General features: G+C 66.4%; 13 protein-coding genes. 5 read left to right on the top strand and 8 right to left on the bottom strand.

What is annotated here, in order from left to right:
* Positions 1-67 precede the first annotated feature (67 nt).
* Complete coding sequence (locus GQS65_RS02795) at positions 68-1,141, bottom strand: M24 family metallopeptidase (protein WP_158203157.1); 1,074 nt, start codon at positions 1,139-1,141, stop codon at positions 68-70.
* Between the two features lie 180 nt (positions 1,142-1,321).
* On the opposite strand from GQS65_RS02795, the gene GQS65_RS02790 reads away from it, so the two are divergent.
* A complete protein-coding gene (locus GQS65_RS02790; RefSeq protein ID WP_158203156.1) occupies positions 1,322-2,089 on the top strand; it encodes an SDR family NAD(P)-dependent oxidoreductase in 768 nt (255 codons plus the stop codon).
* A 48-nt stretch (positions 2,090-2,137) separates the two neighbouring features.
* Here the strand turns inward: GQS65_RS02790 and GQS65_RS02785 are convergent, their stop codons facing one another.
* The 6 genes from GQS65_RS02785 to GQS65_RS02760 all read right to left on the bottom strand — a co-directional run bounded on the left by GQS65_RS02785 (position 2,138) and on the right by GQS65_RS02760 (position 8,859).
* Positions 2,138-3,079, bottom strand: a complete 942-nt coding sequence (locus GQS65_RS02785; RefSeq protein ID WP_158203155.1) for an ABC transporter permease — start codon at positions 3,077-3,079, stop codon at positions 2,138-2,140.
* A 2-nt stretch (positions 3,080-3,081) separates the two neighbouring features.
* Positions 3,082-4,098, bottom strand: coding sequence for an ABC transporter ATP-binding protein (locus tag GQS65_RS02780; RefSeq protein ID WP_158203154.1), 1,017 nt, complete (start codon positions 4,096-4,098; stop codon positions 3,082-3,084).
* A complete protein-coding gene (locus GQS65_RS02775; RefSeq protein ID WP_158203153.1) occupies positions 4,095-5,165 on the bottom strand; it encodes an ABC transporter ATP-binding protein in 1,071 nt (356 codons plus the stop codon). Before GQS65_RS02775 ends, GQS65_RS02780 begins: the two co-directional genes overlap by 4 nt.
* Before the next feature lie 3 nt (positions 5,166-5,168).
* Entirely contained in the window at positions 5,169-6,098 is a 930-nt protein-coding gene (locus GQS65_RS02770; protein ID WP_158203152.1) for an ABC transporter permease, read from the bottom strand.
* A gap of 178 nt (positions 6,099-6,276) precedes the next feature.
* Positions 6,277-7,890 carry a DUF885 domain-containing protein gene (locus tag GQS65_RS02765; RefSeq protein ID WP_158203151.1) on the bottom strand — a complete coding sequence of 538 codons (1,614 nt, stop codon included), beginning with the start codon at positions 7,888-7,890 and terminating at the stop codon, positions 6,277-6,279.
* 189 nt (positions 7,891-8,079) lie between these two features.
* Positions 8,080-8,859, bottom strand: a complete 780-nt coding sequence (locus GQS65_RS02760) for an SDR family NAD(P)-dependent oxidoreductase (RefSeq protein WP_158203150.1) — start codon at positions 8,857-8,859, stop codon at positions 8,080-8,082.
* A 253-nt stretch (positions 8,860-9,112) separates the two neighbouring features.
* Between GQS65_RS02760 and GQS65_RS02755 the strand changes: the two genes are divergently transcribed.
* Positions 9,113-10,042, top strand: coding sequence for a TIGR03619 family F420-dependent LLM class oxidoreductase (locus GQS65_RS02755; RefSeq protein WP_158203149.1), 930 nt, complete (start codon positions 9,113-9,115; stop codon positions 10,040-10,042).
* Between the two features lie 57 nt (positions 10,043-10,099).
* Here the strand turns inward: GQS65_RS02755 and GQS65_RS02750 are convergent, their stop codons facing one another.
* Entirely contained in the window at positions 10,100-10,822 is a 723-nt protein-coding gene (locus GQS65_RS02750) for an SDR family NAD(P)-dependent oxidoreductase (RefSeq protein WP_158203148.1), read from the bottom strand.
* Positions 10,823-10,974: 152 nt separating this feature from the next.
* Between GQS65_RS02750 and GQS65_RS02745 the strand changes: the two genes are divergently transcribed.
* The 3 genes from GQS65_RS02745 (at position 10,975) to GQS65_RS02735 (ending at position 14,439) form a co-directional block, all read left to right on the top strand.
* The gene (locus GQS65_RS02745) at positions 10,975-11,916 is read left to right on the top strand and encodes a dihydrodipicolinate synthase family protein (RefSeq protein WP_158203147.1); all 942 of its coding nucleotides are present in this window, start codon (positions 10,975-10,977) and stop codon (positions 11,914-11,916) included.
* Between the two features lie 242 nt (positions 11,917-12,158).
* The gene (locus GQS65_RS02740) at positions 12,159-13,301 is read left to right on the top strand and encodes an ABC transporter substrate-binding protein (protein WP_158203146.1); all 1,143 of its coding nucleotides are present in this window, start codon (positions 12,159-12,161) and stop codon (positions 13,299-13,301) included.
* 64 nt (positions 13,302-13,365) lie between these two features.
* Complete coding sequence (locus GQS65_RS02735; protein ID WP_158203145.1) at positions 13,366-14,439, top strand: ABC transporter ATP-binding protein; 1,074 nt, start codon at positions 13,366-13,368, stop codon at positions 14,437-14,439.

Raw genomic sequence — 14,439 nt, 5'->3', positions numbered from 1 at the left:
AAAAGCTTCGTCGAGGACGACACCGCCGTGTTCTCGTGGGCCGCTGCCGGTGTCGTGCAGGTCGCGTTCAGACGGTGACGACGTCGTGCGTGTAGTCGAGGAGGTTCTCACAGCCGGTTTCGGTCACGAGCACCGGGTCCTCGATGTGGATCGGCGTGTCCTGCTCGCGGCCCTCGACGAAGATACCGGGGTCGATGACGAACACCATCCCCGACTCGAGTTCGACATCGTTCCCGTTCTGGACCTGTGGGGCCTCGTGACCGCCCATCAACCCCACACCGTGGCCGATCTTCCAGGGCTGGTCGTAGCCCTCGTCGGCCATGTACTCCTCGGCGAACGTGTGGACCTCGTGGGCGGTGACGCCGGGTTCGACGACGTCCATCGTCGCGTAGAGGCACTCCGAGCAGACCTCGTAGGCGCGACGGTCCTCGGCGGACGGTTCGCCGACGAAGACGTTACGCGCGCAGTCGGTCGCGTAGTGCTCGAACTGCGGACCCATGTCCACGTCGACGATGTCGCCGTCGGCGAACCGGCGCTGTCGCGGGTCACGGAAGACCCCGCCGAGACCCATGTTGTCGGAGCCGGCAGCCAGCATCGCGTCGGTTATCTCCATCGCCGCCTCGTACTCGGGGCGGCCCTCCTCGATCGCCTCGACCGAGGCGGCGTGGGCCTCGGCGGCGATGTCGGTGGCCTTGCGGAGATGTTCGATCTCGGTGTCGTCTTTGACCATCCGAAGCCGGTCGAACAGCGACTGCGCGCTGACGAGGTCGGCGTCGGACGCGACCGACCGGAGGAGCTCGCCGTCACCGAACCACGCGTCCGCGGGGACGCCGATGGTCCCATCGGCGACGCCCCGTTCTTCGAGGAGCGCTCCCAGAAGCGGTTCGGGGTCGTCGCCGTCGCGGTAGGTCGTGACCGCGTCGGCCGGGATGGCGGTCTCGGCGTGTTTCATGATGTCGCGGTGCATCTCGCTCAGGACGAACCCAGGCTCGCCGTCCAGCGGCAGGACGAACGCCGACAGCCACACCGGCCAGCCGCCCTCGTAGGCGCTGAATCCGGTGAGGTAGAACTGGTTGGCGCCGGCGTCGACGTAGAGGGCATCGAGGTCTGCCTCCTGCATCCTATCGCGGGCGCGGCTCATGCGACTCTCCCAATCGTAACTGACGCTCGATTTGGACATGCGTTCCGTTTGCTAACGCCTCCCGTAGTGGCTTAACTCTATCCGTCGTCACGATGTCGCCGTGTACACGATATCGGCCGGTCCGCGCTCGTGGTGGCGCTCGACCGACCACTTATGCTCTCACGCTCGCAGCCATAGCACATGCCTGCGCTCGACGCGTTCAGTCTCGACGGGAAGCGCGCTATCGTCACCGGCGGTTCCAGAGGAATCGGGCGAGCCATCGCCGAGGGGTTCGCCGAGGCAGGGGCCGCGGTCGCCATCGCCAACCGCTCGGCGGACGCCTGCGAACAGGCGGCGACCGAGATCGAGGCGGCGACCGACGCCCGAACGCTGGCCGTCCCGACCGACGTGACCGACGAGGCCGACGTCGAACACCTCGTCGAACGGGTCACCGACGCGTTCGGTGGCGTCGACCTGCTGGTGAACAACGCCGGTATCGCCGTCCCGTCGCCGGCCGAGGAGAAACCGGTCGAGGAGTGGCGAGAGACGATGGAGACCAACCTCACCGGCGTCTTCCTCTGTGCGAAACACGCCGGTCGTGCGATGATCGAGGGCGACGGCGGCTCGATCGTCAACGTCTCCTCGATCACGGCGGCGGTCGCCGACCCGGACGTCCCCCACGTCGACTACCACGCGTCGAAAGGTGGCGTCGAGGCGTTCACCCGCCAACTGGCGACGGAGTGGGGGCGTCACGGCGTTCGCGTGAACAACCTCGCGCCCGGCATGGTCGAGACCGAGATGTCCGCGTCGGACGACGCTACCGACGAGAAACGGCGTGACCGTATCCCGCTGGGCGACCTCTCGCGCCCCTCCGACCTCGTCGGGGGGGCGGTGTTCCTCGCGTCGGACGCGGCCGGCTACGTCACCGGCGCGACGCTGCTCGTCGACGGCGGGTACACGGCGACCTGAGTGTTCGACCTGGGCTCTCGACGTGGACGAAGCGACGGAGTCGCCGACTCAGTCGTAGGAGATCTGCGGGTCGAGGTAGCTGTAGGCGATGTCGACCAGGAGGTTGGCGACGATGACGATGACCGCGTACATCAGCGTCACGCCCTGGACGACGGGGTAGTCCCGTCGCAACACGGCGTCGACCAGTAGCCGCCCCATCCCCGGCCACGCGAACACCACCTCGACGATGACCGACGAGGAGATGAGCGAGGGGACCTGCAACCCGAGCAGCGTCACGATGGGAATCATCGCGTTGCGCATCCCGTGGGAGTAGATGACCGACCGCTGGCCGATGCCCTTCCCCTTCGCCGTCCGGATGTAGTCCTTGTTGAGAATCTCCAGCATCGACGAGCGCATCATCCGCGTGAGCAACCCGGCTCTGCGCGCGCCGTTGGCGATGGCCGGCAACACCAGATACGACAGGGCGGTGACCGACAGGAGCGCGCCGGCCCGCCCGGAGATGGGAAAGAAGTCCCAGTGGACCGCGAACAGCAACAGGAGGATGAGCGCGAGCCAGAACGACGGCATCGACAGCCAGAAGATGGCGAACAGCATCGACGCGTTGTCCACCCAGGAGTACTGGCGGACGGCGCTGACGACGCCCAGCGGCAGCGCGATGACGAGCATGATCGCCAGCGACGCGAACGCGAGTTCGAGCGTCGCCGGCAGGCGTTCGACGATGAGGTCGGTGACCGGCGTGCCGGTCTCCAAGGACCGGCCGAGGTTCCCCTGTAGCGCCTGGGTGAGCCAGTCGACGTAGCGGAGATGCGGCGGTTTGTTCAGCCCCATCTGCTGTTCGAGACGGGCGACGGCCTCGGGGTTGGCGTTCTGGCCGAGCGCGATCTGCGCGGGGTTGCCCGGCGAGAGGTAGATCAGCGTCGAGATGACGACCGTGACCCCCAGGACGACGGGGACCATCACCAGCAGCCGTCGGATGATGTACTTGAGCATGGTCAGTAGTGGTGGCAGGCGCAGACGTGGTCGGCGCGACCGTCGACGGGTTCGACCTCCGGGTCGGTGCGTTCGCACACCTCGCCGATGTACTCCTGACAGCGCGGGTGGAACCGACAGCCGTCCGGTGGGTCCTCCGGGCTGGGGACGGTCCCCTCGAGGACGATCCGGTCGTCCATCGCCCCCGCGGACGCCCGCGGTATCGACGAGAGCAGCGCTCTCGTGTAGGGGTGTTTCGGGGCGTCGAACAGCCGCTCGGTCGGGGCGATCTCCGCGACCTCGCCGAGATACATCACCATCACCCGATCGGAGATGTGCCGGACCACCGAGAGGTCGTGACTGATGAAGAGGTACGTGAGGTCGTACTCGTCTTGCAGGTCCTTCAGCAGGTTGAGGATGTCGGCCTGGACGGAGACGTCGAGCGCGCTCGTCGGCTCGTCCGCGATGACGAACTGCGGGTTGACCGACAGCGCCCGGGCGATAGCGACGCGCTGCTGTTGCCCACCGCTGAACTCGTGGGGGGCCCGCGAGAGGTGGGCCTTCGAGAGGCCGACCTCCTCGATGAGCTGATAGAGCCGGTCCTCCCGTTTCGACTTCGACCAGTCGGTCAGCGACCGCATCGGCTCCGTGATGATCTGTGAGACCGTCATTCGGGGGTTGAGACTCGACGCCGGGTCCTGGAAGATCATCTGGACGTTCCGTCGTATCGCCTTGAGCTCTCGTTTCGACGCCGTCGTGACGTCGCGCCCGTCGAACTCGACGCTGCCGGACGTCGCCTCCTCCAGGCGCGCCATCGTCCGCCCGAGCGTGGACTTCCCACAGCCCGATTCGCCGACCAGCCCGAGGGTCTCTCCCGTCTGGATGTCGAAGCTCACCCCATCGACCGCCCGGACGTGGCCGACGGTCCGCTGCAGGATGCCGCCTTTGATCGGGAAGTGCTTCTCCAGTTCGTGTACGCGCACGATCGGGTCGTCGGGTCGCTCTCCGTCGGTGTCGGTGGTCCGTTCCTGTGTGCTCATCGTCGACCTCCGTCGTCGGTCTCCGCCGTCGGTTGCTGCGCTGTGCGGTCCTCGTCGTCGACGGGCCAGGGCGGTGACGCCTCGCTCACGTCGGTGTAGAGGTGACAAGCCACCTCGTGGCGACCGGTCCCCGAGACGTCGGTCAGCGCCGGTGTGACCGACCGACACTCCTCGCCGATGAACTGCGGACAGCGCGAGGCGAACCGACAGCCGTCGGGCGGGTCGACGAGGCTCGGAACGGTGCCGTCGATGGAGGGGAGTCGCGTCGCAGGCTGATCCAGTTTCGGGATGCTCTCGGTCAGTTTCCTGGTGTAGGGGTGAAGCGGACGGTCGAACAGCCGTTCGACCGAGCACGTCTCGGCGACGGTCCCGGCGTACATCACGGCGATGCGGTCGGCGATCTCGCTGACGAGCGGCAGGTCGTGCGTGATGAAGACGATGCTCACCTCGTGGTCGCTCCGTAGCTCACGGAGCACCTCCATCACCTGCGCCTGGATGGTGACGTCGAGCGCCGTCGTCGGTTCGTCCGCGATGAGGAGGTTCGGTTCGGTGACCAGCGCCATCGCGATCATCACCCGCTGGCGCATCCCGCCGCTCAACGAGTGGGGGTACTCGTCCATCAGCCGTTCGGGGTCGGCGAGGCCGCAGGCGTCGAGCATCTCGACGGAGCGCTCGCGGGCGTCGCGCTTCGAGATGTCGCGGTGAGCCAGCAGCACCTCCGAGACCTGGCGACCGACCGTCAACACCGGGTTGAGCGACGTCATCGGGTCCTGGTAGATCATCGAAATCTCCTCGCCGCGGATCTCGTTGAGTTCGGACTCCGAACAGGTCAGCAGGTCGCGTCCGTCGTACCGGATGGAGCCGCCGACCACCTCGGCGGGCGGCGACTGGAGCAGTCCCATCACCGAGAGCATCGTGACCGTCTTGCCACAGCCGCTCTCGCCGATGACGCCGACGACCTCGTCTCCGTACACCTCCAGGTCGACGCCGTCGAGCGCCTCGACGGTCCCCTCTTCGGTGTGAAAGTGGACGTGCAGGTCGTCGATAGCGAGTAGTGGGTCCGTCATGGTTCAGAGCTCCGACTGTCGTGGGTCGAGTGCGTCACGTAGGCCGTCCCCCAGGACGTTGAACCCGATGACCGTCACCATGATGGCGAGGCCGGGGAACGTCGAGATCCACCACGCGTCGTCGATCTCGCCGCGCCCGTTCGCGATGAGCGCCCCCCACTCCGGGGTCGGGGGGCTGACGCCCATCCCAAGAAACGAGAGGCCGGCCGCCCAGAGGATGACCGTCGGGATGGTGAGCGTCGCGTAGACGATGATGCTCGAAGCGACGTTCGGGAGGATGTGCTGGACGATGAGTCTGGCGTCGCTCACGCCAGCCCCCTTCGCCGCGTCGATGTACTCCTCTTCCATCACCCCCTTGACGTCGCCTCTGACCAGCCTCGTGAACCCGCGCCAGCCCACGAGACTGATGGCGATGACCAGCGGTATCAGCCCCCCACCGAGCATCCCGGCGATGGCGAGCGCGAGGACGACGCCCGGTATCGAGAGCGCGACGTCGACCACACGCATGATGACGGACTCGACCATCCCACCGTAGTAGCCCGCGACCAGTCCGAGCGTGACACCGAGCAGCATCTCGAACCCGACGATGACGAGTCCGAGGAAGACGGCGTACTTCGCGCCGAAGACGACGCGCGAGAAGACGTCACGGCCCAGCGTGTCGGTCCCGAACGGGTGTTCGAGGCTGGGTGGCTGTTCGAGCGCCGCGTAGTCCTGCTCGACCGGGTCGTACGGCGCGATGTACGGTGCGAACAGCGCCGTCAGGACGAGCGCCAGGACGATCCCCGACCCGAGCAGCGCCAGTCGGTTTCGGATTAGTCGTCCGGCGACCTTCCGACGCCGCGAGGGAAGCTGCGTCTCCTCGTCCGGCGACTGCGTCGTCGACTCGTCGGAACGGTTCGGTCGGCCCGACCGTCCCTCCTGCAGATCTGACATATAGGGCGTGACAGGCGCTACCGCGTGACAGTACATATGTGTTTTCCTGCAGGCGACGTCGCACCTCGACTCCCGTGGACTGGCCCCGGAGTCCGTTCGCCCGCCGTCGTCACCGCCCTTGCTCGACGACCGGAGACCACCGGACTACCGAGTCGACACCTCCGGGCGGAGTGGAGGCTCAGAGGAGTTCGTCCGCTATCATCCCGACCGGGAGGATGCTGTACGCCATCAGTTCGTCGTGGAACTCCTTGCGGTCGTACGCCTCGCCTCGTTGCTCCCGGTAGGTCTCGCGGAGGTCCATCAGCTGTGTCAGCCCGATGCGGTACGAGGAGGGGTAGGTCGGGCGCGTCGTGTAGCGCTGGACTTCGGTCTCGGCCCAGCGCCGTTCGAGACGGGCGCGGTCCACGAGGAGGTCCGTGGCCTCCTCGGCGGTCATCTCCCGCGTGTGAAGTCCCGTGTCGACGACGATCCGAACTGCCCGCCAGAGGCCGTTGCGTAGTTGCATCAGCCGTAGCTCCGGTTCGTCGAGGAGTCCCGTCTCGTAGAACAGTTCCTCGGTGTAGAGTCCCCACCCTTCGACGAAGATGGGGCTGGTGAACTGCTTGCGGAGCGGCGTCGCCACCTGCTTGTGGACGGCCATGTGGAGGTGGTGGCCGGGGTACATCTCGTGTTGGGCGATGGCGCGAATCCACGCCCAACTGTGGTCACGCAGGTGCTCGGCCCGCGCCTCGTCGTCTTCGGTCGGGTCGACGCCCGTGACGTACCACTTCCCCGCGAGGCCCTCCTCGAACGGTGCGGTGGTCCACGGCTTGGCGATGGGGTAGGCGTCGCGCATGTACGACGGCGTCCACTCGATGCTCACCTCCTCGCCGTCGGGGATGGTGATGAGGTCGTGTTCTACACAGTGCTCGCGGGCCAGCATCGTCTCGTCTTCGTACGCCTGCCGGAGGTCCTCGGCCGCGGGGTGGTCTCGCTTGATGCGCTCGAGAACGGTCACCCAGTCGCTGCCGGGGTCGATACCGTCGGCGATGGTCTCCATCTCCCGTTCGTACCGGTCGACCCACTCCCGCCCGAACTCGTGGAGGTCGTCGGCGTCCATCTCCAGCAGGTGGTAGTCCCGGAGCAGTCGGTCGAACCGGTCGCGGCCCACCGCGAAATCGCCGTCCGCACGCGCTTCGACGCTGTGGAGGAACGCCTCGAACGCGGTGATGGCGTCCGCCGCCCGCTCGCTCGCGGCGACGATGTCGGACTCGAGGTCCGGAACCCTGCCTGCCGCCTCGGGAATCCCGTCGTCCACGAACTGTCGAAGGGTCCGGGTCGTTCTGAGCCCCGCGTCGACCCAGACCGGCGGGACGGACGGCGGGTCGAGTGTGGACTCGGCCGTCGAGAGGAACTCGGGGACGGCGTCGAGTCGTGCGAGCAACGCCTCGAACCGGTCTCTGCGCGCTCGGTCACCGAGGAGCAGGTCGTGGAGGCCGTTCCCGAGCGTGTCGAGGTAGTGTCGTGGTGCTCGCTCCCACGGTCGCATCTCGGCGTCGATTCGCAACTTCTCGAGGACCGCCAACGCCCAACGACGGTCGAGTCTCGCGTCGTGGTCCAGTTCGGCCGGGTCGAACGCCTCGAATCGCTCGGTGAACCGGTCGACCGCCTCGCGCCACTCGCGGGCCGCCCCCGGACCGGTGTCCGGAAGGTCGCCGTCGTATCGATGCACGCCGGCGTGGGTCGCCTCGACCGGGTGGTGTCGCCAGTACGTTTCGAGGAACTCGTCGACCGTCTCGTCGAACGTCGCCATACACTCGATTCGAGTGTGTGGTAGCTTAACTGTACGCACGGCTCGAAGGACGCGAGTCGGGACGAGACGGCCCGGCGAAGACGGACGCGAACGCGGCCGTCCTGTGGCCCTCGAAGGATACTCATCGACCGGCCGGTCGGCGCTCTCCTCGCTTCGACTACCGACGAGCGTGTCGCCGCCGCCGAGTCATCAGTACATGACCTTCCCGGCGGAGACGTTGAGGTCCTGTCCGGTCATCTGGTCGGTCATCGACGAACAGAGGAGGGTGACGGTCCGAGCGACGTTCTCGGGCGAGACGAGTTCCTTCCGTGCGCTCTTCTCCATCTCCATCTCCTTGACCTCCTCGGCGGTGTGGCCGTTCGCCTCGGCGTGTCGACGGAACACCCGTTCGATGCGTGGCCCCTCGACGGAGCCCGGACAGACGACGTTCGCGTTGATGTCGTATCGACCGACTTCGGCGGCCAGTGAGCGTGTGAACCCGATGAGACCCATCTTCGAGGTGGCGTACGGCGTCCGGTGTGGCACCGGTCGCTTCCCGGTGACCGAGGCGATGTTGACGATGCGACCGTACCCCTCCCGTTTCATCACCGGGAGGACGCTCCGCGTCATGAGGAACGCGCCACGGAGGTTGACGGCCATCGTCTGGTCCCACTGTTCGACGGTCACCTCGTCGCACGTCGCGGTCGGTCCGGCGATGCCGGCGTTGTTGACGAGGATCTCGACGGTTCCGAACTCCTCGACGGCGTAGTCGACGGCCCGCTCGATGCTCTCGGGCCTCGTGAGGTCCATCTCGACGCACAGCGCCTCTCCACCGAGTTCTTCGACCCGTCGTCTGGTCTCGGCCATCTCGTCGGGGTCGAGGTCTGCAACGACGACGTTCGCCCCGTTTCGTGCTAGCTCTACCGAAATCGACTGTCCGATACCGCGACCGCCACCGGTGACGATGGCTGTCGCGCCTTCGCGAACCATGACACGAGTTGTCGCGTCGGTGAATATAAATGTACTCCCACGTCAACTGACTCTTGTCACGAACGACCGAGCGATGGCGCTCTCCGTCGAGACCGGGAATCACCGACACCGGTCGGACACTGTCCGGGGTGATGTGGTCGTCGGAGCTATCGACGTCCGTCGTCTCGGGACCGCTGCGGTGGTCGTCTGTCCCGGTAGCCCCCGCCTCTTGCAAATAGTTATACGGGCTCCCCCGAACGGACGGACGTCGACAATGAGTGACGCAGACATCGAGTTCGGATACGCGATACCGGGCTACGGCAAGTACGGCCGACCAGAACCGTGGAAAGACATCGCCCGGACGGCGGAGGACGCCGGTTTCGAGACGCTGTGGACCGGTGACCACGTCACCATCCCGGAGGAACTCGACTACGACGAGTACCAGTTCGGGGTACCGGACTGGGCGGACATCTCGAACCCGAGTCTCGACGTCTTCGGGAAGTTCTCCTACATCGTCGCGGTGACCGACGAAATCAACGTCGGGACGAACATCTGTATCGTCCCGCTCCGTCACCCCATCCTGCTCGCGAAACAGGCGCTGACCGTCTCGGCGCTCTCTCACGGCCGCTTCGAGTTCGGTGTCGGCAGCGGCTGGCTCCGCTCGGAGTTCGAGGTGCTGGACGCGCCGTTCAAGCTACGGGGCAAGCAGACCGACGAGTTCCTCTCGATGTTCGAGACGATATTCGAGAACGAGGGGGAGACGGCGTTCGACGGCGACGTCATCAACTTCAGGAAGACCGGATTCCACCCGCTCCCCGACGAGAAACCCCCCATCTGGGTGGGCGGCACCTCCGGAGCGGCGCTCCGGCGAACCGCGGAGTTCGGCGACGGCTGGACCGTCGTCTCCCGAACGGCCGAACAGGTCGGCGAGACCCGCGACCGACTGATGAACGCCTGGACGGACTACGACCGCGAGGGCGTGCCGGAGATATCCGCACGCTGTCGGGTCCACCTCGGCGACGTAGAGGGAGACGTCCCGGAGGTGGCCACGGCCGGAGCGGCCGAAGACGTCATCTCGACGATCGAGGACTACGCGGCGGCGGGCACGACGCAGTTCATCGTGTCGCCGATGGTCGACAGCCTCGACGAGGAACTCGAACAGATCCGCCGGTTCGGTGCCGAAGTCATCCCCGAGTTCGAGTGACGACGCCCGGAGTCGGTGGCAGCGGGTACACGACGCCTCGCCCGGTGGAGTCGCCGCTCACCCCAGCGTGACGCCACCGTCGACGCGGAGCGTCTCACCGGTGACGTAGCTCGCGTCGCGGAGGTACGCCGCGGCGTCCGCGATTTCGTCGACGTGGCCGTACCGCCCGAGCGGGACGGTCGCTTCGTTCTCCGCGACCCGCGACTGGTCGGTCATGTCCGTCTCGATGTGGCCCGGCGCGATGGCGTTGACCCTGACGTCGGGGGCGAACTCGACGGCGAGGCTCTTCGTCAGCCCCAGGATAGCGGCTTTCGAGGCGACGTAGTGTGCCTCCTCGGCGTAGCCGACCAGCGCGACGAACGACGAGAGGTTGGTTATCGACGGCGTCTCCGCCGTCGAGCGCCGGAGGTGTGGCGCTGCGGCCCGAGAGACGGCGTACGCGCTGTTGACGTTGTTGTCCATCACGCGGTCGAAGTCGGCGGTCGGCAGGTCGGCCGTCGGCCGGGCCTCCTCGATACCGGCGTTGTTCACGACGTGGTCGACGCCTCCGAACTCGTCGACGGCCCGGTCGACCAGCGTCTCCGCACCGTCGCCGCTGACGTCGGCCCGAACCGCGACGGCGGCCCGGTCGGTTCGCTCCTCGACGCTGGAGGCGGTCTCTTCGGCGGCTTGCTCGCTCGTTCGGTAGTTGAGGACGACGTCGTACCCGTCTGCGGCGAACCGGAGGGCTATCGCCCTGCCGATTCCGCGGGCCGACCCGGTGACGATTGCTGCTGGCATCGCCTCTGCTTTCGGCGGGTGTGCGATAAATCTACGTCGTCATCGCGGGCTGTCGACACGGAGAAGCGACCGACGCCACGGCGGTGTGGCGATGGAAACGTTCAAGACTGTTGGGTTGGCATACCACATCTGTTCACTCACAGAACCCAACCATGACTACGTTCAACAGAAATCCGATCGAGGGCATCATGGCCCTCTCGCCGCTGTGTCTCACCGACGACCAGGAGATCGACTACGACGGCATCCGTGCGAACATCGAACACCTCGAATCGCAGGGCGTCCACGGCTTCGTCCAGCTATCGAGCATGGGACAGGTCAACGCCCCGACGGAGTCCGAGTTCGCGGAACTGACCGACGTCTGTGTCGACGCGGCCGACGACATCACCTGCGTCATCGGCGGGTCCGGCACCAGTCAGCGCGAGGTCATCGACCGCACGACGTACGCGGAGCAGGCGGGGGCCGACGGGACGATGGTCGAACTCCCCTACATGCTCCCCCTCGAACCGGAGTGGGTCGGGCCGTTCTTCCGCGACGTCGACGACGCCCTGAACGGCGACATCGCCGTCATGGTCTACAACTTCCCGCCGGTCACGGACTGTAACATCACGCCGGACATCTGGCGCGAGGACCTGCTCGACATCGACAGCATCAAAGCCGTCAAGGAGTCGAACATGGCGCTCTACCACCACGACGAGGTGCTCCAGACCGTCGCCGACGACGTCAACTTCATCTCCCCGTACGACGCCCCGTTCTGGCACGACTCACAGCTCGGCGGGAAGGGGTTCATCGGCATCCTGACGTGGTCCGCGCCGAAACTGTTCGTGAAGTTCTACGAGGAGTGTCGCGCCGGCAACCACCACGACGAGTGGGTCCGGGAGGCCAACCGCCGCATCGTCCGGGCGTTCGGCGACATGAACCGACTGCCGGACGCGCCCGCAGAGCCCTACGAGTTCGGCGTGCTCAACGCGCTCGCCGAAATCGGCGGGCAGAACGGTGGGCCACCGCGCAAACCCTACCGGCCGCTCCACGACGAGGCGCGAGCGGCACTCGAAGACGCCGTCGAGCCGCTGCAAGCGCTCGAAGCGGAGCTGTAGGCGTCGACTCGCGGCTCGCTCCCGCTACGGATCTCCTCCGTCTCTCTCGGTACGTTCGTATCCCGTGGACTTTCGTTCACGTTCACGACGCTGAGCCCGTGAGAAACATTCATTAGCATGCTCGCGGAAGTCGACCTATGTCGGAGCGAAGTCAAGAACCGGTAGGTTCGGACGGAGAACGAACAGCGTCACCCGGCGGGTCGAGCGTCACGCGTCGTCGGTGGCTTCGGAACGGCGCCGCGATGGTCGCGCTGTCCACGATGGCCGGCTGCACCGGTGACGGCGGTGGCGACGGGGAGACGGGCGGTGACGGAACGTCGGGCGGTGATGGAACGTCGGGCGGTGGCGGGGCGACCACGGGCGGACAGGACCTCTCCGGGACGTCGGTGACGTTCCAGGGGTTCGGGACACATATCCCGGCGGTCGAGGAGATGGCCGCCGACTTCGAGGAGGAGACGGGTATCGAGGTGTCGGCCGCTCCGTTCAGCGACGACTGGCAGGTGCTCGCACGACAACGGGCGGGTGCGGGCAACCTCGACCTCTTCCAGCTCTCGATGCGAGCGGTCCCCTCCGCTCGGCGAGACGACCTCATCCAGCCGATTCGGACCGAGAACGTTCCGAACCTGGAGAACGTCCAGTCGAAGTACCGCCCCGAGAACACGCCGTGGGAGCCCGAAGCAGAGACGTGGACGGCGGTGCCGGCGCACTTCGGGTCGAACTCGCTGGCGTGGAACACGGACCTCTGGCCCTACGACGAGGACCCGACGAGCTGGCGGGACCTGCTCCAGCCCGAACTCGAAGGTGAGGTCGGCTACTCCCAGCGACCGAACTACGCGGTCTGTACGACCTACCTCCAGTTCTGGCCGGACGAACCGCGTGCGTTCGAGGAGAACTACGACGAACGGATCCAGAAGGTGTGGGAGTCACTGGAGACCGAGTGGAAACCGCAGGTCGGGACGTGGTTCGGCGGCGGCCCCGAGGCGAGCCAGGCGTTCGCCAACGAGACGGTGACTGCGGGCCATCAGTTCCCCGTCATCGTCGCCACGCTCCAGAACGACGGCGTCCCCGTTCGCAACACCGTCCCCGAGGAGGGAGCCTTCCAGTACATCGACGGCTTCGCGATCCCGACCGGTGTCGAGGACCCGAAGCGGGCGGCCGCCGAGGAGTTCATCAACTACGCGCTCGACCCCGCCAACCGCGAGAACTACCTCCAGACCGTGCCGACGGGGACTACCTTCGACGTCCCCGAACAGTACCAGTCCGAGGCCTACAAGAACAACGCCGCGGTGAAGTTCGAGGACCGCCTCGCCATCTTCGACCCCCTGTTCATCGGCGACAAGGCCGACCAGTGGTCGACGAAGATCCAGGAGATCATCCGCGCCTGAGTGACGCTATCATGCCACCTAGAGCGCAACTGCTATACCGTCTCGCCGACCGGATATCCAACAGATGACCGAACCGATCCTATCCGTCACCGACCTGACCAAATCGTACGGTCGGACGGTGGCCGTCGACGACGTCTCGTTCGAGGTGGAGAACGGAGAGTTCTTCTCGTTTCTCGGTCCGAGCGGCTGTGGGAAGACCACGACACTCCGCATGATAGCGGGCCTGGAGACGCCGACCTCCGGGAGTATCGAGATGAACGGCGAGGACCTGACCGCCGTCCCCCTCCACGAACGGGACGTCAGTATGGTGTTCCAGACGTTCGCGCTGTTCCCGAACAAGACGGTCGGCGAGAACGTCGGGTTCGGGCTGAAGATGGACCGCGTCCCGAAGGCCGAACGCCGCGAGCGGGTCGCGGAGTACCTCGACCTCGTCGACATGCCGGGGTTCGAGGACCGAGACCCCACGAACCTCTCCGGTGGCCAGCAACAGCGCGTCGCGCTCGCGCGAGCACTCATCACCGAACCGTCGATTCTCCTGCTCGACGAACCGCTGTCGAGTCTCGACCTGAAGCTCCGGAAGAACATGCGCTTCGAACTGAAGCGGATTCAGGACGAACTCGACACGACGTTCATCTACGTCACGCACGACCAGGACGAGGCGCTCTCGATGAGCGACCGCATCATGCTGTTGAACGCCGGCGAGCGAGAGCAGGTCGGCACTCCCCAGGAGCTCTACAGTCGCCCGGCCAGCGAGTTCGCGGCGGACTTCATCGGCGACACGAACCTGTTTCGCGGCGCGGTTGCACGGACGAACGGGTCGACCGCGAGCGTCGAGCTTCGAGGGCTCTCGACGGCTCTGGAGTCGGTCCGGAACCCAATCGGCGCTCGTGAAGGCGACTCCGTGGTGTTGAGCGTCCGCCCCGAGCACATCGACGTCTCGACGGCGTCGTCGGGGCAGGTCGTCGGGCAGGTCGAGACGGTGACGTTCTACGGCAACTCGACGCGGCTGCTCGTCGACGTCGACGGCGAGCGGGTGCTCGTGGAGGTCGGCGGCCGCGAGGGAGCGGTCTCGCTCGAACGGAACCAGTCGGTCCACCTCCAGTTCGATTCGGACCGTGCGGCACTGCTGGAGGCCTGA

Source organism: Halomarina oriensis (assembly GCF_009791395.1).
Taxonomy (GTDB): Archaea; Halobacteriota; Halobacteria; order Halobacteriales; family Haloarculaceae; genus Halomarina; species Halomarina oriensis.
This window is presented reverse-complemented; position numbering and strand designations above follow the sequence as displayed.